We start from the raw sequence: 26,249 nt of genomic DNA, 5'->3' as shown, positions 1-26,249 counted from the left end.
CGGTTCTCAAAACTCAGCTCAGGGCTGCGAGACCGGCGCGGAAACGCTTCAGGCCTTCGGCCAGGGTTTCCATGGAGGCGGAGTAGCTCAGGCGCACGCCCTCGGGCTCGCCGAAGGCATCGCCCGGCACAATCGCCAGGCCGTGATGCTCAATCAGGTACATACACAGATCGGTGCTCGAGCTGATGCTGCTTCCGTCGGGAGCCGTTTTGCCGAGGTAGGCCGAAATATTCGGGAAGGCATAAAACGCGCCGCCGGGCTTGAAGCACTTCACCCCGTCAATCTTGTTGAGTTCTGCGATGAAGTAATCGCGGCGTTCGGCAAAAGCCTTGCGCATTTCCTCAATGGCCGGAGCCGAAAGCGGGCTGCGGTAGCCTGCCTCGCCGGCAATCTGCGAAATGGTGCTCGGAGCCGAGGTTTCCTGACTCTGAATTTTACCCAGCGCCCCGGCGATGGATTTCGGGGCGGCGATGTAGCCCAGCCGCCAGCCCGTCATTGCGAAGCCTTTGGAGAAGCCGTTCACCACAATGAAGCGGTCTTTGAGCCAGGGGGCAACCTGCAGCATGCTCACATGCGGACCGTCAAAAACGATGTACTCGTAAATTTCGTCGGAGAGCACCACCACATTCGGGAAATCGCGCAGCACCTCAGCCAGGGCTTCCAGCTCGCCGGCGGTATAGCAGCTGCCGGTCGGGTTGGAGGGCGAGCAGAGAATCAGCACTTTCGTTTTTTTGGAAAGGCTGCTGCGCAGCTGCTCCGGGGTGAGCTTGTAGTCGTTTTCAAAAGCTGTGCGCACGATAACGGGCACGCCGCCCGCCAGCTTGGTCATTTCCGGGTAGGAAACCCAGTACGGGGCGGGAATCAGCACTTCATCGCCTTCATCAACCACGGCCAGCAGGCTGAACCCGACCGACTGCTTCGCGCCGTTGGAAACCACAACTTCAGCTGCGGTGTACTCCAGATTGTTCTCGCGCTTCAGCTTCTCCACAATGGCCTCGCGAAGCCCGGTTGTGCCGGCATTGATGGTGTAGCCGTGGTGCCCTTCGTCGATGGCGCGCTTGGCTGCTTCACAAATGTGAGCCGGGGTTTTGAAATCAGGCTCGCCCTGACTCAGCGAAATCACGGACTTGCCGGCCTGCTGCATTTCTTTGGCTATGCCGGAAATTTTCATGGTTTCGGAGGGCGCAAGCGACTGTGCTCTTTTGGATATCATACGGGTGGGTGTTGGTTGTTTTTCGGAAAAGGAAGATTCGGTAAGCCTTAAAGCAGGCCCGGTTCAAAAAAAATTCAGCGTTTGGGAGGAAATTTTTGGCGCAGCGCTGCCGCAACGTGGTCGGGCACAAACTGACTCAGGTCGCCGCCCCAGTACGCCACTTCGCGCACGATGGTGGCCGAAACAAAGGTGAGCTGCTCCTGCGGCATCAGAAACACGGTATCAATTTCGGGGGCGAGGCGGCGGTTCATCAGCGCCATGCGGAACTCGTACTCGAAATCAGACAGCTGCCGTACGCCCCGAATCAGCGTGTTGACCTTCAGCTCACGGGCGTGATCAACCAGCAGTCCTGTGAAGGCCACGACCCGCACATTCTTTGCCCAGGCTTTGCCTTCGAGGCTTTGCTCAATCAGCGAAACGCGCTCGGCTTCTGTAAACACCGATTCCTTGCGGGTATTTACGGCTACGGTAATCACGACTTCCTCAAACAGCGAAGAAGCCCGCTCCAGAATATCGAGATGGCCGTAGGTGATGGGATCGAAGGTGCCGGGGTAGAGGGCTTTCATAAAAAAAGGCTTTTGAAGGGCTCAGGAATCAGAGGAGTCGGCTTCGGACTCATCATCCCCGGTTTTAAGCATAAAGATGCTCACAACCGTGCGGCCGTAGGGCTTGGTAAACACACAGTTGGGATGCTCGTGAAACAGGTGGCGCACATCATGCTCGAGAATAAACCAGCCGTCGGGGGCCAGCCAGCCTCCGTGAACCACGGTTTCGACCATTTCCGGGATGCCCGGCAAATCGTAGGGCGGATCGGCGAACACAAGGTCGTAGGGCACGGGCCGCTGCGCGAGGTAGCGCTCAACCGGCACGCAGTAGGCCGTAACCTGATCTGCAATGCCAAACTGAGCTGCTGTTTTTTCAATTTGTTTTACGCCAAGATGACTCGCTTCAACCAGTACCGCCTGCAGGGCGCCGCGCGAAATGGCCTCAAAAGCGAGGTTGCCGCTGCCCGAAAACAGATCAAGCACGCGGGCACCGTTAATGTACCGGCGTGCTTCAATTACGTTGAAAAGGCCTTCTTTAGCGCGGTCAGAGGTTGGCCGTATCTGCACATCTTTGGGGGCATCGAAGCGCCTGCCTTTTAATTTTCCGGTAATGATTCTCATGGGCGGGGGTTACGTTCAGCCGGGCTAATCCTGTTTTACGGCCATCATAATGGCAGGAAAAGCGTGCTGCAGGGGGAAAGAGTAAGTTTGTTCAGCAGCCTGTACGCCAATATCATCGAGCGAGCTGATGTTGCGGATTCCGGCGCCCGTTTCCAAAACCGGAGCGAGATGATTGCGTACCAGGTCGGCATTCGGGCCGTAGAGCAGAATCTCATCGTGATAGCCGTTCATCCAGCTCAGCGAAGCTTCATTTTGCCGCCAGGCGTAAACCAGATTTTCGGGGCGGGTCTGCCGGATGCTCGTTGCCGCACGAAGTTTGCCGAGCACAAAAGAAGAAACGGAAAGCGACTCATGTCCGCAGCCGAGCGCAAGAAAGGAGCCGCTGTTGCCGGTGAGCTTCATCCACTCCATACCGACCTCAAAATCGGAACAGTACTCGGTGCTGAAAAAAGATGCGGTGCAGGCATTCAGCATTTTCACCATAGTGAGGTCGCGAATGCACAAGAAGCGGAAATCCTGAATGCTGGTTTCAAACCACGTTGTCTCAATATTTCGGCGTTCAAGCCCAAAAGCCAGCAATTTCAGGTGCGCTTCGCGCTCAGCGGGTACGTCGTAGGCAAGTTTTGGGAGCGAGGTCCAGCATTCAAACTGAGGGAAACTCACAATCCGGATGGTTTCCGCGTTGAGGCCGGTGGTTATTTTGGAAATCGCGCGGTGTATGTGCGTGCAGAGCTGTTCATCAGCATTGCGAAACGCATCAAGCACGGAAAAGCTGAAATCAGCTTTTCCGATATAGCTCAAATAAGACGTCTCGTTTTTTGGCCTCAGTGCATAATAAAGCGCATTGCCGCTGAAGCTGATGCCGAGCACGTGCGCGGGTTCGCTCATATCATGTGCCTATCGCCAGCTTGGAGCTCCGCGGTCTGTTACCCGGGTGAGGGTACCGATGTGGTCGTCGCTGTCCGGATCGCTGAGCAGGTACAGCGGCGGGCGGGCTGAATCATTCAGCGCGTACTCAAAACGGTTGCCCGTGCGCGGAGAAAGGAAAAAGTTGTTTGCATCAAAGCGGCGGTTACGGAGCACGCTGTCCGGGTTGGCCATAAAGCGCTCGTTGGCTGTCAGGAAAACCATCAGCGAGTCAAGCGCTACCGGGAACCGGTTATTCTGCTCGTTGTAAAAACGGATAGCCTCATTCACGGCCATCAGGTTATCACGAACTTGCTCCGTCACGGCACGTTCCCGCTGAACTTCCTGCCAGGGGCCGGTGATGGTAACGTACAGCCAGTAGCCTAAAAATAGAATGACGACGATAAGCACGATGCTCACAATTCGGTTTCTCTGGTCTATATTCATTGTAAATAGAATGAAATGCGTGGTTTGATAGAATTCGAATTCAGAGGCTGAAAATACACCCTGACCCAAAGATATGCAACTTGAAGGCAAAAATGGCTTTTTTTCTTGGTGCCCGCAAATCCGCTGCGGGTTTTAACGCCGGCTTAACCTCCAGGCAACCTTAATCATCTCGGGCAGGCCAATGCGCCGGTACTTTTCCGATACGGGCACCATGTCGGTTCGGCTGAGTTCTTCGGCCGAAAACGCCTGCCCGAAAAGTGCCCTGATTTCGGCCCCGCCAACCGAGAACGGCGGCCCGCCCATCAGGGCCTGATCATACTCGAAGCTGATGAGCAGGGCCTGCTCCAGTTCGGGGAAGAGTTCGGTCCACCGGGCTGCGTAGGCCGGGCGCTGCTCAGCCGGCAGGGCCACAAGCGCGGCGCGGTCGTACAGCGCCGTGGCATCAACCGGCACCTGCTTCGGCCGCAGCTTCAGGAAATCCGCCGCCTGCAGCAGCACGCCGTCGTGCTGATAATAAGGAATGCGCCCGGAAACACCTTTCTGAACGGTGCCTCCGTCCGGCGGCCGGTGATGCTCCTCAAAAAATGCCCCGCAGGCCTGCTCCACAAACTCCACCCCGTACACCAGATGCCCCTGCTCCCGCAGCCAGCGCATATCCACCGATTTCCCGCAGAGCGGCACCGCCACGCAGGCCTCCGCCGGTACACCCAGCGCCGGCCAGTGCTGCAACAGCGCGGCATCGGGCTGTGCCCCGTTAAACCCGATCTTGTTCTTGCGCCAGCGCGCCTGCCAGTAACTTTGTTCCATAGGGTTGGGCTAAAAGGATTCGGTTAAACCAAACAGATTTCCACAAGGTCTCGAAAATTTGCCTGATAAAACACTGAAAATAAGCTCTGACTGAGCCAATAGCTTAAATGAAGTACTTGAACCGGGTTCGCATTTATGCTAACATTAATGAATGTGGAAAATTAATTTCTACCACAGCGAAAGCGGAAAAAGTCCGGTTTTTAGATTTCCTGGAAAATCTGCCTGATAAGTCATCAAGGAAAATATCCTGGGTCTTGAGAATTGTGAGAGAGGTTGATCAGGTACCTGTTCAGTATCTGAAGAAGCTAACGAATACCGACGACATTTGGGAAATCCGGGCTACTTTGGGTTCTGACACTTACCGGCTTTTATGCTTTTTTGATGGTAATGCGCTCATTATTGTGACAAACGGATTTTCGAAAAAGACCAACAAAGTGCCGCCACAGGAAATTAAATTAGCTGAAGAACGGAAACGCGATTACCTCAGGAGAAAAAACAATGCATGACGATTTAGAGCGATTTATAGAGAAGAAAAAAGCTGAAAGTCCGGACTTTGCCGAAAACTTTGAAGAAGGTTATCTGAACTTCAAAATTGGCGTAATTTTGCGACAGGCACGCGAAGAAATGGGTATCACCCAGCAAGAAGTGGCAGACAAACTGAACACATCAAAATCGGTTATTTCACGGATGGAAAATCATGCCGATGATATCCGCCTCTCAACCCTGCGGAAGTACGCAAAAGCCCTGGGGCGCAAAGTAAAACTCGAAATTCAATAATCAGTCTCCTGTCGCGCAAGCGCATTGCGCCGCTTAACGTCTGATCGTCTGTTACGGGAAGTCGCTGTGCCCCGACTTACTGCCCGGGTCTTTATGTTCCACTCCGGTTCCGGTTTTTTGGGTGAAGGGTGATGGCTGCCCTCATCCGTCTCCGGTCAGATTAAAAACTGCGTGTTTTATTTTTTGGGGATGACGGGTGATGAAGCCACGCCCAAATGATAAGGCCTGCCACCCCGCTCTGCAAATGCCCGCATCGGTGCAGGGTGTCGCCGGCATTGCATCCCTTCCTGAACAGCGCCCTTCAAAGGCATCAACCCTCCCGTGAGCCAAGCGAAAGGCCGGAACCGCATCACCCTAAAAAAACAAAGCTGCTGCGCAGAAAAGCTTGCTTCCCCATTTTCCTTCAAAAAATGGTATCATCCCCCCTGCCCGAAAATGTTTCAACCCAAAGCCAAAACCAAAGCCTTTGACCCTCACTGAGCGCTGTCTTCAGATTATCGGCGATACCGCCCGCATCCCCTCCTTCAGCTCCTTCGAAGAGCGCCTGCACCCGTACCTGCTCGATGCCGCAGAGAAAATTCCCGGCTGCGAAATCACCGTCGTGGCGGAGCGCAACCTGCTGTTTTATGTGCCGGGAAAACGGCCCGGGCTTGTTGCCCTCACCGCGCACCTCGATAAAATTGACCACTTCGGCCCTGATTGCCCGGCGGAGCTGCCCTTCACCCGAACCGAAACCGAGCTGCAGGGCCAAATGGATAACACCGCGGGCATCGGCATCACCATGAGCCTGCTTGAGCAGGCCCCGCAGCAGCAGTGGCCGGGGCTGCTCGTGCTGCTTTCCGAAATGGAAGAAAGCAAGGGGCTTCGCGAGCACCCCGAACGCCTTCGCGATGCCGGCAAAGGGCTCACATCCGGCATGGGCGCCGAGCGCCTCGCCCGCCACCTCATCGATGAGGCGCTGCTGCCCGATGCGGTCATCACGGTTGATACCACGCCGCTGTTCCGCGGCGAACCCGGCTGTGCGCTCTATACCGGGCACTGGGAGTTCACCAAAACCGACCCCACTCCAAAAGAGCAGGCCCGCACGCTGGCCCTCGCCGACCGCCTAACGGAGCTTGATCCGCTGCTGTACCGGGGCAACAACACCAACGATTACCTCACCTACGGCAAAGTCCTGAACGAAGAAACCGGTCCCGAAACGGCCGTGCCCTCCGTTGCCCTCGAGCCCGCCATCTTCCCCTACCATCAGCGGGATGAGCGGGTGTTTATCGCCGATATCGACCGCATCCTCGGGCTGCTCGCCAGCTACCTCGGTACGCATCAGCCGTTCTGAACTGACCCCTAAATCCACCCGCGTTTGAACCGGCAAATCCTTCGGCTCGCCATCCCCAACATCATCAGCAACCTGTCGGTGCCGCTGCTCAGCTCTGTCGATACGGCGCTTGTGGGCCGGCTCGACGGCGTGTACTACCTCGGCGCGCTCGCCATCGGCGGCATGATTTTCAACTTCCTGTACTGGGGCTTCGGTTTTCTGCGCATGGGCACCACGGGCCTCACCGCTACGGCCTACGGCGGCAAAAACGATGCGGAGGTGAGCGTTGTGCTGAGCCGTGCGATGCTCGCGGCCCTGCTCGGCAGCAGCCTGCTCATTGTTTCGCAGTACCTGCTGTTTTCCGGCGCCATGCTGGTGGTGAGCACCTCGGAGGAAGTGCGCGAAATGGCCGCCCTCTATTTTTATATCCGCATCTGGGATGCGCCCGCCGTGCTGGCGCTCTTTGCCATACAGGGCTGGTTTCTGGGTATGCAGAACGCGCGCTTCCCGATGTACATCACCATTTTCATCAACCTGCTCAACATCGGGCTGAACATCTTCTTTATTTACGGCCTCGGCATGACGGTCGATGGCGTGGCCTACGGCACCGTGATTGCACAGTACCTCGGGCTTTTTTTTGCGCTCTGGCTCTTTTTCCGGCACTACGGGCGCGGCTACATTCATCTCGGCCGCAAGGCCCTGCTCGCCGTTGAGGGCCTCAAACGCTTCTTCAGCGTGAGCCGCGATATTTTCATCCGCACCATGAGCCTGATTTTCACCTACTCCTTCTTCACCATACAAAGTGCGGCGCTGGGCGATGAAATTCTGGCGGTCAACCTCATCCTGATGCAGCTCTGGTACATCATGGCCTACGGGGTTGACGGCTTCGCCTATGCTGCGGAGAGCATCACCGGCAAGTACGCGGGCCGGGGCGACCGTGCGGGGCTCACGCAGGCCGTGAAGCTGCTCGTAGCCTGGGGCATGGGCCTCGGCGCGGCCTTCAGCCTGATCTACTACCTTTTCGATGCCAGCCTGCTGCGCATCTTCACCGACAACCCGGAGCTGATCGCTCTCGGTCTCACCTTCTTCGCCTGGACCGTCGCCGCGCCCCTCATCAACAGCTTCTGCTTCATGCTCGACGGCATCTACATCGGGGCCACCGTAACCGGCCCGATGCGCGACTCCATGCTCATTTCCACCTTTCTCGTCTTTCTGCCGGCCTACTACCTCAGCGTCGGCTCTATCGGTAACCACGCCCTGTGGCTGGCCATGACCGCCTACATGATCGCCCGAGGCGCAACCCTGCTCTGGTTTTTGCCGGGCAAAGTGCTGGGGCGGGTAGGGTGAGCATCCTCAGCAAAAAATCAAGTCCCTCTCAATCTGCTCAAAATAGCGGGCCTTTATACCATTCCGGGAAACCAAATCCACCCGTTGCCCCAGCAGCTCTTCGAGCTCATCCCCCAGCGAAATAAATTCCATACCTACACGGCCGCTGAACTCAACCAGAATGTCCACATCGCTGGCCGGACCTGCGGTGCCGCGCGCATACGATCCGAAAACGGCAAGCGACTTTATCAGATACTTTTCCTGCAGGCGCGCCTTATGCTGTTCTAAAATGTGCTGTATTTCCTGTATGGTTTTCATTCCTGAAAGATGGTTTGTAGTAGCCGAAGAATCAAAACAACCGCTTAAGCCCCATCACCCAAAAACCCGCCACACCAGCCAGCCGAGCAGTAGCCGAATACTGGACTTAAGCCATTAATTACACTTCCTGGGTTAATAACCTCAAAATACTTGTCCATCAAATTGCGATTGTCCGTATAGTGTCGTAAAATGACACTATGAAACTTAACTCCAGACACATAAACACGCTGCGGGCGATATTTGACAACCCGGTCAGGTCTGATGTTGACTGGAAGGAAATCGAATCAATGCTATCTGCCCTGGGAGCTGAACTTAGTGAAGGCAGCGGGTCACGTATCAGAGTCGCGCTGAATGGCGTGCGGGCCGTGTTTCATCGTCCACACCCGGAGAAAGAAACAGACAAGGGAGCGCTTAAGTCTGTTCGGCGTTTTCTGAAAGAAGCTGGCATTACACCACCAAAAAAGTAGCCGTTATGTTAAAATATAAAGGATATCAGGGAAAAGTTGAGTTTGACGAAGAAGCCGGTCTCTTTCACGGAGAGGTTGTGGATTTACGTGATGTAATTACTTTTCAGGGCAAAAGCGTTGACGAGTTGGTGCAGGCCTTTCGCGATTCGGTTGATGATTATCTCGATTTTTGCCGGCAGCGTAATGAGGAGCCGGACAAAGCCTTCTCCGGCCGGCTCATGCTTCGTCTTCCTTCTGATGTTCATCGCAGGGTTTATGTAAGCGCACAAAAAGAGGGCAAAAGCCTGAATGAATACATCACCGAAAAACTAATCCTCACCGATTAACAACCGCGCTACCATGCGTTTTTCCGGTAAGGCTTAAAAGAAGCTGTAGCCCGTGCATTAATCGGGCATTGGGTGGTTGAGACAGGGTGATCCCATCACCCAAAAACCCGCCACACCACCCAGCCGAGCAGGGCAAAAAAAACGATAAACACGCCAAAGGCCAGCCACGGGAAGCGCTCTTTGGGGGCTTCGTCCAGCTGTTCGAGCAGGTAGCGGCGCAGCAGCGCGGTATTGCGCGTGTTGGCTTTAAAGGCCGCATCGAAGGCATCCCCGATTACGGGTATCAGCCCGAAAACAAACTCAATCAGCATATTGCGGATCATGCGGCGCTTCACCCTGCCGCTTGCCCCGGCGCGGCGGGCTTCCCACAGCACGTAGAGGGAGAGAATGAGCCCGGCAAAATCCCCGACGCCCGGTAGCAGCCCAAGCAGCGGACTCAGCCCGAACCGGAATTTCGTAAAAGGCACGCGGATGTTGCTGTCGGTGTAGTAGCTGAAGGTGTCGAGCCGCTCCAGAATTTGCCGCAGCTCGTCCTCAGACTTTGTACTGTTTATACGCGGTTTGTTTTTTTCGGGGGATGTGTTTCCGTCAGCTTGCGCCATGGCAGGTCGGGGGGGGGGAGTATCGGTTTAGGTTCCGGTTTCGGGCATTTTTCGACGGCAGGGGCTCAGATGCCGCACCCCGCCCGGTGAAGGCATCAGCGCTTCTGAAGCACAATCATGGTCATGTCGTCGTGCTGATGCGCGCCTGCGCTGAACCGCAGCACTTCCGCATGTACGGCTTCCAGAAGGCGTGCCGAGCCCAAAGGATTGCTCCGGTACAGGCTACCAGCAACTTCCGCCAGTTTTTTCTCGCCCAGTTGCTCCCGCGCCGGATTGAAGCTCTCGGCATAGCCATCGGTGAACAGTACGATGGCCTCACCGTTTTGCAGGGTGAATCGGCGGGTTTCCAGAAATACATCGAAAGCTGCCGGCCGCGCCATGCCCAGCGCGAAGCCGTTCGGCTGATGTACCTCCGCAGTGCCGGTTTGGGCATTGAGCAGCAGCAGCGGGTCGTGCCCGGCCCGCACAAAGGTGAACTCGCCCGAGCGGGCATCCAGCACGCCGGCCAGCGCAGTGATGAACGTGCCGCGCGGGGAATTGGCATGGAACAGCCGGTTCACAATTTTTATGATTTCAGCGACATCCCGGTGCTGATCCGCAACGGCCTGCAGGTAGCCTTTCAGCAGGGTCATAAAAAAGGCTGCTTTAACGCCCTTTCCGCTTACATCAGCAATAACAACGAGGGTTCGGTGCTCATCCAGCGAAATAAAGTCGAAGTAATCGCCGCCCACCTCATAAGCGGTGTTGCAGCTTGCCGCAATGTCGAAGCCCGGTATATCGGGCTTCACGGAGGTGAGGAAAGAGTCGTGTACTTCGCGTGCCAGCTCAAACTCTTTTTCGATGCGCTTTTCGCGTGCGAGGCGCTTCAGGTATTCGGGCTCTACATCGGGCAGCTCGGTGAGCTCCGTTTTGCTACGCAGCCCCGCAATCGCCAGCAGGCCAAGTCCGCCTATCAGTCCCAGATTCATCACAAGCGGGAGTACATCCGGCAGGTGCGGTGCGAAATAACTGTAGATGCTGTGATTGACCAGCACGAAAACGAAAATAGCAGTGATGGCGCTTAGGTTGTCGTAGCGTAAAAAGAGCAGCACGGGGATGCAGGCGAGCATCATTTTGTGAAGCAGCTCAAACCAGTACACAGGGTGATCCGGGGCAAGGCTCACGGATGACAGGCCCAAAATGAGCAGCCCTGCTGCGGCCGCGGTACTGAGGCCCCGAAGCTTCAGCCATGAACCGGGGATGAGCAAAAAGAAGGTGCATAACAGCACGGCAGTAAGCAGGGATTCGCCCGGCACGTAGAGCAGTGAAATGTTCCCGAAGGCACTCAAAATCGAATCCTGCTCCGGTGAAACCGACGGAGCGCTGAAATCGGCTGCGATGAGGGTAAGCGTGTAGAGCAGGCTCATTGCGGCTCCGCCCCCGAGACCTCGTGCCAGCGCTTTGCCGACCTGTGTGTTTAGCAAAAATCCGTGCCGGATGTAGGTGATCGCGTGCTTCTTTTCGGGCCATGCTTCCTGAACGAGGGAGTCTGCCGTCGAAAAAAGAACCAGCGCGAGGGCACTGAACAAAAGGGAAGTAATCAGAAAAAGTCCGCCGGAAAGCAGCAGGCGCAGATACAGCTGCTGTTCGGGTGTTTCATTCATCACAAAAACAGTAACAGCAATGAACGCCCCGCCAATAAGGCCGATGAGCAGGCTGTCGGAGCGCGCGATGCGCAGGTCCATCATACGGTTGTACTGCCGTTTGAAGAACTGACCGATGAGGAGGATTAGGATAAAGGCCGGGATTAGTCCGGAAATCAGAACAGAGACTATGGTTTCGGCCACCGATACTTCGGGCCCGCCTGCTGTTGGGCTGTGCGAAATCCTGAGCAGGGCGCCGGAGCTGCTCAGCTCTACGGTTAGCTCAGACGGCACGGCCGCTTCATCCACACTAAAGCGGATGAGGTAGAAAAAGTCAGCTTCTGCGCTTTCCCGCGAAACGTGTGTTACGGTCTTCTGCCAGCGGCTCCAGATGCTTTCGTTCAAAAACGAGCGGGCCCTTTGCACGGCAAGGGTGTCAGATACATCAGCACCGAGCGGACCCATGCCGTGCGATAGCACGGGCTGCCGGCTGCCTTCCATCTGCAGCTCAACCAGCTCCGAGCTTTCGCTCCATTTGGTGAGCACGGTAACAGTGCTGCTGTCAGCCGCTGCGCTTTCCCCGGCTGAGGCCGGCAGCGCCAGATCGTAGCCTGCCTGCCATACATAAAAAGGAATCCGGGCCTGATGCGCCCCTTCTGTGGTTCGCATGGCCCGCTTACCGTTCAGCCGGATGAAGGCTTCGGTAAATTCGTGCTGCTTAATAAGTTTGGGCCTGTCCGCCGGGCTTACCTCTGAGGCACCCCAGTGTGTAAGTAAGGTTTGGGCGGATTCCCGAATCTGTTGTTCCGGGTTGTTCAGCTGTGGAGCGGCACCCGGTATGGCAAGGCCGTGAATGGCAAAAGCCAGCATCAGGCAGAGCAGTCCGGCGGCAATCCAGGCTGAATCGGTATTTCGGAAATAGGAAAACAAGCAGGCTAAGGCTAAAAGAAGGATGATTTTTACTTCAAAATGCACCTTCCAAATTAGCCGAAATTACAAAGCTTTGCACCTAAACCTTTAGCCGGCTATGAGCGCCTCCAGCAGCGGCCTCAGCTGCTCTTTATGCAGCATGCCGGGCGCGTACCCTTCCACGTAGCCGTCGCGGTTTATTAGAAAAGTCGTCGGGATGCCCCTTATCGGACCGTACAGCCGGGCAACGGTGCCGTCATCCACCACCTGCGGGTAGTTGATTTCCATCAGCTCCACAAACGGCCGCACGATTTCCCAGCCTTCGCGGTCGACCGAAACTCCGAGGAAGAGCACATCACCCTGCATCTCTTCCTGAAGCGCCATAAAATCGGGGATTTCCTCCCGGCAGGGCGGGCACCAGGTTGCCCACAGGTTCAGCACCACAACCGTGCCCCTGTGATCGCTCAGGGTGAAGGGGTTACCTTCCATATCTGTCAGGCTGAAATCCGGCGCTGGTTTGAGCTCGTCGCTGCGGGTGAGCGGATCGGTGATGTCGCGCATCATGATGGAAGGAAACTCAGCCGGACCCGCCGGACGGTTCGAAAAATAAAAAAGCGGAGCTGCAGCAAGCAGCATGAACAGAATGATGAGATAGTGTCGGAGCTTCATTTTATTACTGTATAGTTATTTAGTTTCTGCAAAATACGGAATTAGCTGCAGAACCCCGAGCCCGAAGAAATCTGCCACACTTAAAATAGGTGTGTAGTTGCGTCTTTGTATTTAGCCACCCTGCTGAAGCAGCTGCACGCCTGATATCTGAGCGCTTCACCGCCTCAGCTTTTTATTTAAGTATTATTTATGATAGTTTGTTTGAGGAATACAGATCGCTGGAATCAGCTTGCGAGCCTTTCTGTGTTCGCTTTGCCATTTGCAGCTATTTGTTCACTTATGAGGAGAGTTGATGAGAATTTGTCGATTTCATAAAGGTAAAGGAGCCATTTTGGCCGCGGCCATTCTGCTGGTTGTAGTAGCAGGCTGTTCGGAAGAAAACCCGGTAAACGTGACTCCTGATGAAGTAGCGGGTGACTACAGCTTTTCCCGTTTTGAGTTTATTCCTTTAGCGACGGCAGTACAGCCCGCGAATATTCTTGATACGCTGATAACCGCAAATTCTTTCCTGAAACTTACACATGGTGGACAGTTTCTTCTGAACTATCAGTTTAAAGAAGGCCCGGAATCAATTATAGCGGGAAATTTTTCGCTCACAGCAACTCAGGTTAAACTTTTGGCTGCTGCCGGATCAGAAGCGCGGCTGGCACCGCTGCTGCTTGATCCAACCGTGCATCTTGACCGCATACCCGAAGAGGGACAGATAGGGGAAAGGCTTGAGTTAAGTATTGTTAAAACAGCTGATCTCTCAAAGTTTTCAGACCGGTATCAGGGGCTGCCTCCTTTACAGGGCAGGCTGGAAATTATTCTTACACCGCGCTGATCAGCTGTAGGAGGATAAGACCGCCTCAGCAGCGCCGGTTACAGTAAACTTCACCCCGGTCCAAGCTGCCCAAAACCACAGCCCGTAAATCGTGCTGAGCGAATAGCCAAAAACGGAAGTCTTCCGGTTTGTGCCTGTAAGGTCCGGCGGACTTGCATAATAGTCTAAAATGTGATATTTCGGCAGTTCCCGATTTAATATGTTCACAAATAACTTTCGATGTAAGCCTTTTTATGATGAGAACAAAGCTACTGACCCTCCTGCTGCTTGTATGCTTCGCGGCAGCACCCGCCGCAATTGCTGCCGGTGAGCGCAGCACCGAACCTTCATCAGCGAACAAGCCTGCCGGTGCCGGCTGGGCCGAAAGCTACCGCGATGTGGCTAATCAGCTTATCGAAGCCGCCCTCGATCCCGAAAATGTGGACTTCATGTGGGAGCGGCTGGCCTGGCTCACCGATTATTACCCGCACCGCCTCAGCGGCAGCGAAATGCTCAAAGACGCCATAAACTGGATGTACGGGCAGCTGAATGATGACGGCTTCGACCGCGTGTACAAGCAGGAAGTGATGGTGCCGCACTGGGTGCGCGGCCGCGAATCGCTCACGTTTCACGGGCCGTGGGAGCGCGAACTGCGCATGCTCGGGCTCGGCAGCTCGGTCGGTACGCCGGCTGAAGGCATAAGGGCGGAGATTTTGGTCGTGCAGAGTTTTGACGAGCTCCGGGAGCGCGCCGCCGAAGCAAGGGGCAAGATCGTGGTCTGGAATGTGCCCTTCACCACCTATGGCGAAACCGTGCAGTACCGGGTACGCGGTGCCTCCGAAGCCTCACGGGTCGGGGCTGTTGCCTCACTGCTGCGTTCCGTAGCCCCGTTTTCGATGCAGACCCCGCACACCGGCAACATCCGCTACGATGAGGATGTCGATCCCATCCCCTTCGCGGCCATCACCCTGGAAGATGCCGAGCTGATGCAGCGCTTTCAGAACCGGGGCGAACGCATGGAAGTGACCCTCAAAATGGAAGCGCAGATGCTGCCCGATGCCCTTTCACACAACATCATCGCCGAGCTGCGCGGCAGCGAAAAGCCGGAGGAAATTGTCGTAATCGGCGGACACATCGACTCCTGGGATATTGGTCACGGCGTGATGGATGATGCCGGCGGCGTGATCGCAACCTGGGAGGCCATGCGGCTGATGAAAGCACTCGGCCTGCAGCCCCGGCGCACCATCCGGCTGGTCGGCTGGACCAACGAGGAAAACGGCGTGCGCGGCGGCCTTGCCTACCGCGATATGGTGATGGAAGATGGCAGTTTCCGCAACCATCAGCTGGCTTTTGAAATCGACTTTGGCGTATTCGCGCCGCTCGGCTTTGGCTTCACCGGCACAGAGGAAGCGTTCGCAATGCTCGAGCCGATCATGGAACTCACCGCACCAACCGGAGCCGAAATCCTGCGGCGCGGCAGCTCCGGCACGGTCGATATCGGTCCGCTCATGCGCGAAGGTATGCCGGGCATGGGCATCGATACCGATGTGGAAAAATACTTCTGGTACCATCACACCGATTCCGACACCCTCGATAAGCAAAACCCAGAAGATATCGCCCGCGTAATTGCGGCCACAGCCGTAATGATTTACGTGGTAGCCGATATGGAAGCCCGCCTGCCCTGGGCCGATGAGTAAGAAAAAATGAGCGTTTCCTCCTGCCTCCGCCGGCGCTTACCTTTCTGCGCCTTCTTATTTTAGGGGGAACTCCGTGCGCATCACGGTCTTTCGTGCCGTTTATAACCTGAAAAACCCACGGCCAATCCCGTGCTTTTGGTTTTCTGCGCCTTAAAAAGAAACGCAAAAATCCGGCCTGGTCCGCAATAGACGCGCGCCATCATCGGGCGTTTTGCGGGATGGCGCAGGAAGGTGTAATGATCCGGATTCAGGGTGATGCTTTTTCTGCAAACGAATATTTTGAGCTTTTTAAGCCTTTGAGCACCTATATTTAACCTTCAGATGTTGCAAAACAGCATCAGAACCAGAACCTAACCACAATTCAGGCCCGGATTTATGAGCAAAAGACTTTTTGGCATCGGTTTATTAACGGTTTTTCTGCTTGCGTGTACGGTTGAGACCGACGAGCAGCGCCTGCATCAGCTTTTTGATGACTACTGGGCGTATCAGCTTTCGGTAAATCCTTACCTCGCGGGCAGCTCGGGCAACACCGATGCCAACGCGTTGCTGCCCGATGCCGGCCTTGATGCCCTCTATGCCCGCTACGATGCCAATACCCGATTTCTGGAGCGGCTGCGCGGCATCAGCTACGGCCGGCTTTCCGTGCAGGATCAGATCAGCTACCGGCTCTTTGAGCGGCAGATGATGAACGCAACAGAGGCGCACGAGCTTCGCGAGTACCTGCTGCCGCTTAACGGCTGGTGGGATTACCACGCAACCTTTGCCGAGCAGCCCAACCGCATGCCTTTCGGCACCGTGGCTGACTACGAAAACTACCTGTCGCGGCTGCGGGCTTTTCCGGCTATGAACGCGCAGTACCTGCAGCGGCTGCGCATGGGCGTGGAGGAGGGCATCGTAAGGCCGCGGGTGGTGCTCGAAAATTACATCCCTACGGTGGAGGCGCTGATTGCCGCCCGTGCGGAAGACAGCCGCTTTATTGCCCCTTTCGACCGCTTCCCGGCTCAGGTTTCGGAGGCCGAGCAGCAGCGGCTGCGTGCTGAAGCCGTGCAGCTGATTGATGCGCAGGTACTCCCGGCCTATCGTGAGCTCGCCGCTTTTTTACGGGATGTATACTACCCGGCCGCACCCGAAGCCATCGGCATTTCGCAGGTGCCGGGCGGCGAAGCTTATTACGACTACCTTGTGCGCTTCTACACTACGCTCGATATCACGCCGGATGAAATTCACGAGACCGGCCTTTCGGAAGTGGCGCGCATCCGCGCGGAAATGCTCGAGGTGATTGAAACCACCGGCTTTGAGGGCGATTTCGATGCTTTCGTGAACTATCTGCGCACCGACCCGAAATTTTACGCGCAATCTGCTGAGGAGCTCCTGATGCGCACGGCGCTCGTCCTGAAAAAAATGGACGGTGCCCTGCCCGCATTTTTTGGCAGGCTCCCGCGCATGCCCTACGGCCTCCGCGAAGTGCCCGATTACCTCGCCCCGCGCATGACGACCGCCTACTACAACAGCCCCGCGCAGGACGGCACCCGGGCCGGCTTCTATTTTGTGAACACCTACGACCTGCCGAGTCGGCCGCTGTATGAGGTGGAGGCGCTGTCGTTTCATGAGGCTGTGCCGGGGCATCACCTGCAGCTGGCGCTTCAGCAGGAGCTGGAAGGTTTGCCGGATTTCCGCCGGAACAGCAGCTTTACCGTTTTTGTGGAGGGATGGGCGCTGTACTCGGAGTGGCTGGCGCTGGAGATGGGCTTCTATCAGGATCCGTACAGCAATTTTGGCCGCCTCACCTATGAAATGTGGCGTGCGCTGCGGCTGGTGGTCGATACCGGCATACACGCCAAAGGCTGGACCCGGCAGCAGGCCATCGACTACATGGCAGCCAACTCAGCCCTCACGCTGCTGAATATCCGGAATGAGGTGGACCGCTACATTTTCTGGCCGGGTCAGGCGCTGGCGTACAAAACGGGCGAGATCAAAATCAGGGAGCTGCGCCGCGAAGCGGAAGAAGCACTCGGTGATGCTTTCGATATCCGGGCATTTCATGATATGGTGCTGGCCAACGGCAGCATCACCCTGGAAGTGCTGGAAGAGCAGGTGCGCGGCTGGATTGTCGAAAACCGCTGAGGTGCACTCTTGGGCCGCTGATTGTGAAAAACAAAAAAGCCGCATTGGTTTTGGAAACGGATGCGGCTTATTAAAAAAGTCAGGATTCGGATTTCAGGGTCGGGCGTGCGCAAACTGCACAGGATCGGGATGCAGGAACCGGGTGAGGTCGTTGATGCGGTAAATGCAGCTGCCGGCCTCGCTTCGGATTTCGAACACAAGCGGCTCGGTGTTGCGGATGCCGTCGATCTGTTTCTGAAGATTCGCGAACGAAATGCGCTGCCCGTCGAGGTAAATCAGGTTGTCGTTGTCGAGGGTGATTACAACAACCCGCGGTGTTTCAGGTTGGGTGTTGAGCTGCAGGGAAAGGAGGTAAAATCCGGAAAGCAGCAGCAGGCAAAAAAAGGCGGTTAGTCCAAGCTTTTTCATAATCACATCTTTTATGAAGAATAAAATTTAACATAACAGCTTTGCCGCTTGCATGCAAGGGGCTTAATTGTAAAACAGAATGTTTTGCAGCTGCCCTAATGTTTACTGCGAGTGCAGGTAAGCCTTTTCAGATACGAATTAAACAAGACATGAAAAATCCCGTTTTTGAAGAAACGCAATCGTTTGGCCGGCATGGACTTTGGTTTGCCATGCTGAGCGTTTTTGTGATAGTACTGTACTCGTTTTTCCAGCTCACCCTCATTGGCGTGAACACCTTTATCCTGCTGGCGATGGTGCCAAGCATTGCGCTGTTCTTTTTTCTGGTGATGTTTTTCCGGAGGATGGAGCTGCACGTACGGGTTGACGAGCAGGCACTGGAGTTCCGCTTCAGCCCCGTTCAGAATGAGTTTCAGGTGATTGACTGGGAGTTTGTGCAGGATGTTGAAGTTGTGGAGACCAGCCCGATACGGCGGCTTGCAGGCTGGGGTGTGCGCTACGGCCCTACCCGCGCCTACACCGTGGGTGGAAGTGAAGGGGTTGAAATCAGCTTTTCTAACGGGCGTAAGCTGTTTTTGGGATCGAAACGGGCGGGCGAGCTGGAGCGCACGATCCGGAAGTTTCGGAACAAGGCGAAGCGGCTGTAGCTGTTCCCGGATTTTGCTGTTTGGTTAAGAGGCCTCAGTACATTTGTTGGGCCGGGTATTTTGGGAGCGCCTTCACCCCAAAAGCAAGGGACAAGCCGTTGACTTGGGATTTCTCACAAGCACGAAAAACAGTGATGTGCACGGAGTTTCTCCCAAAAAATAAAGCCCCGCTGTTTGCTTAGGCAGCGGGGCTTTGTTTTTGATGTCTGTATTGCCTTTGGTTAGACGGGGATAAACCGAAGCTGAAGTACGAGTACGAGCGCGTGCCGGCTGAGGTCGCCGGGGTCGGCTGTGCCGAGGTTGTAGTTGAGGTAGGTGCGGGCAATTTCGCGGTTTTCGTGGAAGAAGTAGCGGGTGATGCCAAGGGTGATGCTGTCCTGATTGTAGCGGGGTACATCCCGGAAGCTGCCGGCCTGACCCGGTTTTTGGATAATTTTGTCGAACCGGCCGAGTATGTGCCATTCGCGGGTGAGTCCGTAGCCGGCTTCGGCGTAAAAGCCGTTCATGTCGTAGGCACCGTCGATGGTGGCGACTCCGCGGTTGGTATCGTTTACACTCATTTCCATGTATTCAAATTGTGTGTAGAGGCGGTCGGCGCCCAGGTTGTTGGTAGCAAGCCGGATGGACCATGAGGTGCGGTCGAGGTCGAAGGGTTCGCTGCCGCCCTGCACGAGGTCGCGCTGCTGATTGGTGGAAACGTGCCCTCCAAGAACGAGGCCGTCGATGAGGGTGTAGTCGATGCGTGCGCCGTACAGCCCGCTGCCCCAGCTGCGGTTGGTGATGGTGGTACCGGTCTGGTTGAAGCGTCCGGCCCCGTTACCGGCGTGAATGCCGTACCAGAGGGGGCCGTAGGTTCCGTACACCATCATGCCGATATCGCGAAAGGCGTCGTAGCCCATGCCGCTGGCAAGCGTTGTGGTTACGGGCGGGCGCTCGTAGAAAAACAGCCGGGAAGACACGAGCCGGGCGGTATCGTGCGATTGCCCCGGCATGATGAACTGCCCGAAGCGAAGGTTCAGCCACGGCCTGATGTGGGCATCCATGTGGAAATCGAGCAGGATGTTGTTTTGGCCTGAAAGCTCAAGCCAGGTTGTGGCACTGAAGGTTTCGTTGAGGCTTCCTCTTGCGGTAAGCCGGGCCCTGCGCACGCGGAAGCCGCTGTTGTTAAGTTCGCTGCCGGAGCTCAGCTCGGTGTGCTGATCGGCTACGTACCAGGTTTGGATGTAGCCGCCAACCCGGAGGTCAATCTGAGCCTGTGCCTGATAACTGACCGACAAACTGATTAAGACGACAAGGAGGGCGAAAAAATAATTTTTGAGCGTCATTATAATAGATCTGAGTGTGTGAAAGGTTTTTTAAGCGTTTGGTGAAATTCTGTGCGTCTGTTACTGTCCGATGGATTCTATGCCTTCCAGCCATTCGGGCAGAACGGTAAGGTCGATATCCCAGATGAGCGGTAGTACAAACACGGTGAACAGCACGATGATGATTACACCGATGATGTTCAGCCAGACACCAGCCCGCGCCATCTGAGGGATGGTAACAAAGCTGCTGCCGAATACGACGGCATTGGGCGGGGTAGCAACCGGCAGCATGAAGGCGAAGGAGGCGGCGATGGTGGCGCCGATCATGAGTCCGTAGGGGTGCACGCTCATGGCAAGCGCCATACTCGCGAGGATGGGCATCAGCATGGTAGCTGTTGCGGTATTGGAGGTAACCTCGGTGAGCAGGATGGTGAGCAGGGCTACGGCGAAAATAAGGATGATGATGTTGAAGCCGGACAGGAACATCAGGGAGTTGGCGATCCAGGCGGCAAGGCCGGTTTGGCTGAAGCCGTGCGCGAGGGCAAGGCCGCCGCCGAAAAGAACCACGATACCCCAGGGAATTTTAACAGCGGTCTGCCAGTCGAGCAGGAAAACGCCCTGCTTGTAGTTGGAGGGGAGGATGAACAGAATCATGGCGCCGGTGATGGCAATCGCAGCGTCGTTGAAAAAACCGAAGTCAACGAAACCGCGCACAATCCATGCGGCGGCTACCAGACTAAACACCCCGAGGACCATTTTCTCCTCTTTGGACATCGGGCCCAGTTTTTTGAGTTCTTCGTTGATGAATTCACGGCCACCGGGCAGCTCTTTGATACGCAGCGGGAAGGCGACCTTGATAAGGTAGCCCCAACAGAGAATAAGCATGATGGCGGCAAGCGGCACTCCGTAAAGCATCCAGAGGGCGAAGCTGATCTGCTGATCGAAAAGGGTTTCTGCGACCCCTACAAAAACCGTGTTGGGCGGCGTACCGATGATGGTGCCCACTCCGCCGATCGAACAGGCGTAGGCGATGCCGAGCATGAGTGCAATGGCGAAATGGAAGTTTTCGGGGCGGGTATCGACGCCCTGAACATTGTTTTTCTTTACGATATCTGAAGCCTGCTTGATTACGGCAAGGCCGATGGGCACCATCATCATGGCGGTAGCGGTGTTGCTTACAAACATCGAAAGAATGGCGGAGGCAATCATGAACCCCAGAATAATGCGGGCCGGTGCGGTACCCACAAGCTTAATTACGGAGAGCGCAATTCGCCGGTGCAGGTTCCATCGCTCCATGGTAACGGCGATAAAAAAACCGCCGATAAAAAGGTAGATGATCTGATTGGCATACTGCGCGGTTACCGAGCCGGTAGGCATAACCCCGAGCAGCGGGAAAAGGCTTATCGGAAGCAGCGCAACGGCGGCGATAGGCAAGGCTTCACTCACCCACCAAACGGCCATGAGTACAGCAACAGCACCCACCATATGGGCCTGAGTACTGAGGGATTCCGGAGTGGGCAGCAAAACTATCAGCAAAAATAGTGCGGGACCTAAAAAAAGGCCGATACGGGACCTGAGGTCATACGTGCTCATAAAATCAGGGTTATGTAATTGAAGGATTTACGAAGAGCGGTGTTTCGCTACCGGACTGCGCAGGGCATTGTATTAGTTGGCTAATAATCTAATTTGAATATTAGGGTTCAATTATACTCAAAAAAGCGTTTCCATTCAAAATAATTTACGAATAGCAGACAAAAATATGCCCTGCCTTTTAAAAGTCATAAAAAATGCCCGCAATCTGATATTGCGGGCATTTTTTATACAAAATATATGAAAAGCGGCGGTTCTGTTTTCTTAGAGCTACCGCCTGCGGTCAAACTTCAGCCGAAGGTCGAACCACTCTTCCGTCATGCCGTTACTTGCATCTTCGATGGTGGTTTGCTCAAGCCACATCTGTATTTCAGTACGCATGTTAGACCAGGTTTCGTGAAACGGGCATGGCTCGATATGCCCGCAGCCGGGTATGCCAAGAAAACATTTTTCAAAAAAATCGCTGCCGTCGATGGCGTTCACGATATCGATGAGGCGGATATCTTTGGGTTCTTTAAGCAGGTATACCCCGCCGTTGAGACCCCTGCGGGTGTCGATAATTTTATGCGGAACAAGCCGGGCAAGCGTCTGTGAAAGATATGCAGCCGGGCAATTTAACGGGCGGGCAAGGTCACCGGCTGAAACGGCTTTACCCATTGGCTCACGTGCGAGCGCAATGATGGCTGAAATAGTGTATTGAGCACCTTGTGACAATAATTGCATACGGGCTGTTTCTTTTGGAATGGGTTTGAGAACTTGGAATCTGAAATATATACATAATAATATAATTTATAAATCAGATTTATGCGCAAAAGAACAACAAGATTAAGGGCTTGCAGCTGCAATCAGTTGCAGCTGTTCATTACACGGTTAAACCGGAATGTAACCGGTTTGTCGGATCTTGGGAGGCTAACAATATGAAAAGGTGTGGTAATGACGGTTAGGTAAGCACAGGAGGGGTCAGGAAATTCATTTCGTACCCAAATCTGAAAACGATCTTCCTGTTCATCAAAGCCTGTTATCTCAATATTGTAGCCGGAGCTGTTGCTTTCCCCCAACCAAACCGCTGCAACCATTCTTTTACTAAAATCGATTTCCGGAAATGGATCAGAGAATCCTCCCTTTTCGAATTCGCGGGCAAGCGATTCATATGCGTCCTGCGATTGAATAAGGAGTTCAAAAACAGCTTCGTCATCACCTGGCTGAAAAGGAGCATAATTTCCTTTGGCAATGCTGAGGGGTTCCGGGGTTTCAGCTTGGTTTTCCATCTGCAAATTTTTGGATTGCGAGCAGGCACTTGCATAAATAAGGAGGACTGCGGTAAACAAGAGTCCAAATATAGGGGAAGTGTTCTTCATAGTTAACAATTATTTAGCGTTTTGGTAAGCTATTATATCTACGGAGATGATGATAATCAATTGTTTTGAAGTAATTAAGGGTACAGGGGGCTCGGGGTTTTAAATCGAGGATTAAGTGTAAAAAATAAGATACGTATTTGTACTGTTATCAATAATACGTAGTTTAACGTAGCAAATAACGAAGTTCAGTGTATGAACACTGTGAGATGGCCATTTAGGCAAAAGTGCTTTGAGCGATGAGGCCTACACTGGTAAAGGTTGGCAACTTGAATTTATTATTCGCTTCTAAAATCAAAAAACGACGGTACACTCAAATATGGAATTTAAAACAGAAGCTCCTGCGAAAAGAATTCAGAAAAGGAAAAAGTCGGTTGAGAAGTCAGATACCAACAACATGAAAGGTATCAGCAGAATTGACTCTAAAGGAACCCACGGCTGGTATGTTCGTGTGTACAAAAACGGGAAAACATATTCCAAGCTCTACTCCGACAGCAAATACAACGGGAAAGAACGGGCTTTAAAGTTTGCACAAAAAGCACGGGAATTAGCCCTTGAAACTATAAGCAAAATACCCGACAAGCCCATTCGCAGGCTTGTAACCCGGGATAAACGAAATAAGTCAGGCGTGGTAGGTGTAAGTAAAACCCAGAAAACGCTGAAAAGCGGGAAGGTAAATCATTATTACCAGGTAACCTGGTCGCCCAAACCCGGAAAAATAAAAAACCGGCAATGGAGTGTTCACAAATACGGTGATGAAAAAGCCTTCGAGCTTGCCAAATCATTTCGGGATGAAGTAATGCTTGATATTTACGGAGAGCGCTACGAAGACTACCTGAAAACACAGGATGAAACGGACTCAAATAACAATGAGCATGTAGCTGAAGCCGAATCAGCACACGGTGCTTTTGCCTAATCTTAAAAGCGGCCGGTAGTAAAGTTGAACGTTCTTCAAATGGTAATACAGGGCCTCAGACAGAAAAACATCTGTCTGAAGCCCTTTTTATTGCTGCCCCGGGCTGAAGCCACATTTAATTTGAGATAAGCGCATTTCGCGATTAAGGAGAACCCCCCGGGCCTTTAAACACCGTTTTTATTAAATGATGGAAGCATGAAACTGCCTGCTATCAAAATTGAAGTCTTTTGCATATCTTGGCAGGATATTTAAAGCTTAATAGTTGCTTTAAATCCGGATATGATAAACCTGGCACTGCGCTGCTTCGTGCAGCAGATAACAAGCCGGGAATCAGATCTGCGCTCTTTGCCTGACTGAGTAACGAATTTTGTGCGTAACAGCTCAAAAGCATGATTAGAATGGTGGCATTCAGGTAAGCAAACCTGAATGCAATCGGGTTTTGCAGCTTATGTACGTATGGCAGTCTTTAAGACCGTAAAGATACGAGCCGCATGTTATTACCCCGGGTTCACGCCCCGCCCGTAAACAGTTCCATCAGATATTTGTTTAAACAGACTGAAAGCACCTGAATATTAAAGGCAAAGCAGTCAGCTTGTATCGACGCCATGCATTTGACCCAAACCAAAACGGCACTCACAAGCAGTCTAAACCGGATTTAAGGCAAAATAAACATCATTTTTAATTTAGTCTGATTTGTTATTTACTGATTTCGACCTCAGCACTGAGGTGCTCGACGGTATTCTGGATATGGGTTTTGATACCCCAACTGAAATTCAGAAAGAAGCTATTCCTATTGCCCTTGCCGGCAAAAACCTCCTTGGTACATCATATACAGGTTCCGGAAAAACAGCAGCATTTGTAATTCCGGTAATACAAAAAATACTTTCAAGCCGAAAATCGGGCATACAGGCCCTGGTGCTTGCCCCAACACGTGAACTCGCCCAGCAAATTGACGAACAGTTCATGGCTTTGGGCTATCACGCGAACATTTCAAGCGCCTGTGTTTACGGCGGTTCAGACTGGTCGGCTCAGGAGAAGGCGATGAAAGCCGGCGTAAATGTAGTGGTTGCCACACCCGGCCGCTTGCTCGATCAGATGAAAATCACAACCTACGATTTCAGCAATATTGATGTGCTGATTTTGGATGAAGCTGATCGCATGCTCGATATGGGGTTTCTGCCTGATGTTAGAAGCATCATAAACCGGATTCCTTCAAACCGCCAAACCCTGCTTTTTTCTGCTACAGTAACACCGAGGATTGAAAGTCTTGCCAATGAATTTACACAGGGAGGTTTTGAACGGATTGCCGTAGGCCGGATTGCACCTGCTGCCGGTATCGATCAGTACTACTACAAAATAGACGACGCCCGCAAAAAAGATCTGCTGATTCACCTCTTTAAAGAACAGCAGTGGCATTCTGCTATCGTTTTCGCTTCAACCAAGCGTGGGGTGGATTTGCTCTCACGTTCGCTTAATAAAATGGGCGTTGCCGTTGAGAGTATGCACGGCGACAAAGAACAGAAAGACCGTGAAGCAACCTTAGAGCGCTTCCGCAGCGGCAAAACCAAGGTCATTGTTGCAACAGATGTGATGAGCCGTGGCATAGATGTTGATGATATCTCCCATATCATCAATTACGATGTGCCTAACGACGAGGATGATTACATCCACCGTATCGGCCGCACTGCACGGGCTGAATCCACCGGAACAGCCATTACCTTTGTATCCCGCCGCGACTGGCGTTCCATGCTTCAGATTATGGATGCAAAAGGGCTGGAAATCAAGGAAGGTCAGGTACCTGAAGAAATTGCTGGTGCAGCACAGCAGGATGGCGATGCAGAACAGGATAACCGCGAACGGGGTGGTCGGGGCAGGAATGCGGGCCGGAGCCGGGGTTCATCCGGCAGGGGAAGCCGGCCCCGCGAAGACAGACCGCAGCCAAGGCACGAAGACACCGCAGTGCAGCAGACACCTGATACGCAGGAAGAAAGCCCTGCCCCAAAAAACAATGAAGAAGAACAAAAAGGCTCCGACAGGCCAAAGCGCAGGCCAAAATCCAGAAGAAGAAAAAAACCACAGGGGGCTGATTCGGAAACTTCCGGACAGGATCAGAACGGTGAAAACCGAAAAACAGCCGCTACCAAAAGTGCTGACGACGACGGACAGCAAGTACGAAAGAAGAAGCGCCGTAACCGTAAGCCGCGTCAGAAAAGATCACAGGATTCTAACAGTGGTGAGGCAAATCAGAAGTCATCACGCAGTAAAACTTCTGATAACCCGTCTTCGGGCCGCCGTCGGGCTCCGGGTCGGAGCCGGCCTCCAAAGAAGACCGGCGACCGAAGCGAAGTGATACGCCAACAGGAGAAAAAAATCGAACAGGTACAGCAAAGCAGCCTCAATTTCCCGGAAAAACAAACATCAAAAGCCACAGAAAACGCCGGCTTTTGGGGGAAACTTAAGAAGAAAATTCTGGGATAATTCTTCGTACCTTTGGAACATTAAGATGTGCATAAAAAAATCGCTTCTTTCTGGAAGCGCTTTT

28 protein-coding genes are annotated in these 26,249 nt (G+C 53.8%); 12 read left to right on the top strand and 16 right to left on the bottom strand.

Annotated features, from left to right (window positions below):
- Positions 1-13: 13 nt before the first annotated feature.
- The 6 genes from LAT75_RS00285 to LAT75_RS00260 all read right to left on the bottom strand — a co-directional run bounded on the left by LAT75_RS00285 (position 14) and on the right by LAT75_RS00260 (position 4,539).
- Positions 14-1,213 carry a pyridoxal phosphate-dependent aminotransferase gene (locus LAT75_RS00285; RefSeq protein ID WP_291480605.1) on the bottom strand — a complete coding sequence of 400 codons (1,200 nt, stop codon included), beginning with the start codon at positions 1,211-1,213 and terminating at the stop codon, positions 14-16.
- Positions 1,214-1,287: 74 nt separating this feature from the next.
- On the bottom strand, positions 1,288-1,779 hold the full coding sequence (coaD, locus tag LAT75_RS00280; RefSeq protein WP_291480604.1) for a pantetheine-phosphate adenylyltransferase: 492 nt from the start codon (positions 1,777-1,779) through the stop codon (positions 1,288-1,290).
- A gap of 21 nt (positions 1,780-1,800) precedes the next feature.
- A complete protein-coding gene (rsmD, locus tag LAT75_RS00275; protein WP_291480603.1) occupies positions 1,801-2,379 on the bottom strand; it encodes a 16S rRNA (guanine(966)-N(2))-methyltransferase RsmD in 579 nt (192 codons plus the stop codon).
- Between the two features lie 24 nt (positions 2,380-2,403).
- The gene (locus LAT75_RS00270; RefSeq protein WP_291480602.1) at positions 2,404-3,267 is read right to left on the bottom strand and encodes a hypothetical protein; all 864 of its coding nucleotides are present in this window, start codon (positions 3,265-3,267) and stop codon (positions 2,404-2,406) included.
- A 9-nt stretch (positions 3,268-3,276) separates the two neighbouring features.
- Positions 3,277-3,732, bottom strand: a complete 456-nt coding sequence (locus tag LAT75_RS00265) for a hypothetical protein (protein WP_291480601.1) — start codon at positions 3,730-3,732, stop codon at positions 3,277-3,279.
- A 132-nt stretch (positions 3,733-3,864) separates the two neighbouring features.
- A complete protein-coding gene (locus tag LAT75_RS00260) occupies positions 3,865-4,539 on the bottom strand; it encodes a hypothetical protein (protein ID WP_291480600.1) in 675 nt (224 codons plus the stop codon).
- 107 nt (positions 4,540-4,646) lie between these two features.
- On the opposite strand from LAT75_RS00260, the gene LAT75_RS00255 reads away from it, so the two are divergent.
- From LAT75_RS00255 to LAT75_RS00240, 4 genes are all read left to right on the top strand, one after another.
- A complete protein-coding gene (locus tag LAT75_RS00255) occupies positions 4,647-5,045 on the top strand; it encodes a type II toxin-antitoxin system RelE/ParE family toxin (protein ID WP_291480599.1) in 399 nt (132 codons plus the stop codon).
- A complete protein-coding gene (locus LAT75_RS00250) occupies positions 5,038-5,316 on the top strand; it encodes a helix-turn-helix transcriptional regulator (RefSeq protein WP_291480598.1) in 279 nt (92 codons plus the stop codon). Before LAT75_RS00255 ends, LAT75_RS00250 begins: the two co-directional genes overlap by 8 nt.
- Before the next feature lie 466 nt (positions 5,317-5,782).
- Positions 5,783-6,649 carry a hypothetical protein gene (locus LAT75_RS00245; protein ID WP_291480597.1) on the top strand — a complete coding sequence of 289 codons (867 nt, stop codon included), beginning with the start codon at positions 5,783-5,785 and terminating at the stop codon, positions 6,647-6,649.
- Positions 6,650-6,673: 24 nt separating this feature from the next.
- Entirely contained in the window at positions 6,674-7,975 is a 1,302-nt protein-coding gene (locus LAT75_RS00240) for an MATE family efflux transporter (RefSeq protein WP_291480596.1), read from the top strand.
- Between the two features lie 6 nt (positions 7,976-7,981).
- Here the strand turns inward: LAT75_RS00240 and LAT75_RS00235 are convergent, their stop codons facing one another.
- On the bottom strand, positions 7,982-8,272 hold the full coding sequence (locus LAT75_RS00235; RefSeq protein WP_291480595.1) for a nucleotidyltransferase family protein: 291 nt from the start codon (positions 8,270-8,272) through the stop codon (positions 7,982-7,984).
- A gap of 197 nt (positions 8,273-8,469) precedes the next feature.
- Between LAT75_RS00235 and LAT75_RS00230 the strand changes: the two genes are divergently transcribed.
- Together LAT75_RS00230 and LAT75_RS00225 are read left to right on the top strand one after the other, a co-directional pair.
- Positions 8,470-8,739, top strand: coding sequence for a type II toxin-antitoxin system HicA family toxin (locus LAT75_RS00230; protein WP_291480594.1), 270 nt, complete (start codon positions 8,470-8,472; stop codon positions 8,737-8,739).
- 5 nt (positions 8,740-8,744) lie between these two features.
- Complete coding sequence (locus LAT75_RS00225) at positions 8,745-9,065, top strand: type II toxin-antitoxin system HicB family antitoxin (protein WP_291480593.1); 321 nt, start codon at positions 8,745-8,747, stop codon at positions 9,063-9,065.
- Between the two features lie 95 nt (positions 9,066-9,160).
- On the opposite strand, the gene LAT75_RS00220 is transcribed toward LAT75_RS00225, so the two are convergent.
- The 3 genes from LAT75_RS00220 to LAT75_RS00210 form a co-directional block, all read right to left on the bottom strand.
- Complete coding sequence (locus LAT75_RS00220; RefSeq protein ID WP_291480592.1) at positions 9,161-9,667, bottom strand: DUF4112 domain-containing protein; 507 nt, start codon at positions 9,665-9,667, stop codon at positions 9,161-9,163.
- A gap of 95 nt (positions 9,668-9,762) precedes the next feature.
- Entirely contained in the window at positions 9,763-12,219 is a 2,457-nt protein-coding gene (locus tag LAT75_RS00215) for a PP2C family protein-serine/threonine phosphatase (protein WP_291480591.1), read from the bottom strand.
- An 87-nt stretch (positions 12,220-12,306) separates the two neighbouring features.
- Positions 12,307-12,867, bottom strand: a complete 561-nt coding sequence (locus LAT75_RS00210) for a TlpA disulfide reductase family protein (protein ID WP_291480590.1) — start codon at positions 12,865-12,867, stop codon at positions 12,307-12,309.
- Between the two features lie 292 nt (positions 12,868-13,159).
- Here LAT75_RS00210 and LAT75_RS00205 point away from each other — a divergent pair, with 292 nt between their 5' ends.
- Positions 13,160-13,690 carry a hypothetical protein gene (locus LAT75_RS00205; RefSeq protein ID WP_291480589.1) on the top strand — a complete coding sequence of 177 codons (531 nt, stop codon included), beginning with the start codon at positions 13,160-13,162 and terminating at the stop codon, positions 13,688-13,690.
- Here LAT75_RS00205 and LAT75_RS00200 read toward each other — a convergent pair whose 3' ends face one another.
- The gene (locus LAT75_RS00200) at positions 13,691-13,897 is read right to left on the bottom strand and encodes a hypothetical protein (RefSeq protein WP_291480588.1); all 207 of its coding nucleotides are present in this window, start codon (positions 13,895-13,897) and stop codon (positions 13,691-13,693) included.
- A gap of 26 nt (positions 13,898-13,923) precedes the next feature.
- Between LAT75_RS00200 and LAT75_RS00195 the strand changes: the two genes are divergently transcribed.
- Both LAT75_RS00195 and LAT75_RS00190 read left to right on the top strand, forming a co-directional pair.
- A complete protein-coding gene (locus LAT75_RS00195) occupies positions 13,924-15,366 on the top strand; it encodes a M28 family metallopeptidase (RefSeq protein ID WP_291480587.1) in 1,443 nt (480 codons plus the stop codon).
- 375 nt (positions 15,367-15,741) lie between these two features.
- Entirely contained in the window at positions 15,742-17,490 is a 1,749-nt protein-coding gene (locus LAT75_RS00190) for a DUF885 domain-containing protein (protein WP_291480586.1), read from the top strand.
- Positions 17,491-17,583: 93 nt separating this feature from the next.
- Here the strand turns inward: LAT75_RS00190 and LAT75_RS00185 are convergent, their stop codons facing one another.
- Positions 17,584-17,898 carry a hypothetical protein gene (locus LAT75_RS00185; RefSeq protein ID WP_291480585.1) on the bottom strand — a complete coding sequence of 105 codons (315 nt, stop codon included), beginning with the start codon at positions 17,896-17,898 and terminating at the stop codon, positions 17,584-17,586.
- Between the two features lie 149 nt (positions 17,899-18,047).
- Here LAT75_RS00185 and LAT75_RS00180 point away from each other — a divergent pair, with 149 nt between their 5' ends.
- Entirely contained in the window at positions 18,048-18,542 is a 495-nt protein-coding gene (locus LAT75_RS00180; RefSeq protein WP_291480584.1) for a hypothetical protein, read from the top strand.
- Positions 18,543-18,763: 221 nt separating this feature from the next.
- Here the strand turns inward: LAT75_RS00180 and LAT75_RS00175 are convergent, their stop codons facing one another.
- The 4 genes from LAT75_RS00175 to LAT75_RS00160 form a co-directional block, all read right to left on the bottom strand.
- Positions 18,764-19,867, bottom strand: a complete 1,104-nt coding sequence (locus LAT75_RS00175) for a porin (protein WP_291480583.1) — start codon at positions 19,865-19,867, stop codon at positions 18,764-18,766.
- A 60-nt stretch (positions 19,868-19,927) separates the two neighbouring features.
- Entirely contained in the window at positions 19,928-21,439 is a 1,512-nt protein-coding gene (locus LAT75_RS00170) for an SLC13 family permease (protein WP_291480582.1), read from the bottom strand.
- Between the two features lie 267 nt (positions 21,440-21,706).
- Entirely contained in the window at positions 21,707-22,159 is a 453-nt protein-coding gene (locus LAT75_RS00165) for an Rrf2 family transcriptional regulator (RefSeq protein ID WP_291480581.1), read from the bottom strand.
- Between the two features lie 122 nt (positions 22,160-22,281).
- Complete coding sequence (locus LAT75_RS00160; protein ID WP_291480580.1) at positions 22,282-22,704, bottom strand: protease complex subunit PrcB family protein; 423 nt, start codon at positions 22,702-22,704, stop codon at positions 22,282-22,284.
- Between the two features lie 406 nt (positions 22,705-23,110).
- On the opposite strand from LAT75_RS00160, the gene LAT75_RS00155 reads away from it, so the two are divergent.
- Positions 23,111-23,707, top strand: a complete 597-nt coding sequence (locus LAT75_RS00155) for a hypothetical protein (protein ID WP_291480579.1) — start codon at positions 23,111-23,113, stop codon at positions 23,705-23,707.
- A 693-nt stretch (positions 23,708-24,400) separates the two neighbouring features.
- Positions 24,401-26,185: a DEAD/DEAH box helicase gene (locus tag LAT75_RS00150; protein WP_291480578.1), complete on the top strand. Its 1,785-nt coding sequence runs from the start codon at positions 24,401-24,403 to the stop codon at positions 26,183-26,185.
- Positions 26,186-26,249: the final 64 nt, after the last annotated feature.

Origin of the sequence: Cyclonatronum sp., from assembly GCF_022565315.1 — a bacterium.
GTDB lineage: Bacteria > Bacteroidota > Rhodothermia > Balneolales > Cyclonatronaceae > Cyclonatronum.
Note: the sequence above shows the minus strand (reverse complement) of the source record. Positions and strands in the feature narration are given on the sequence as shown.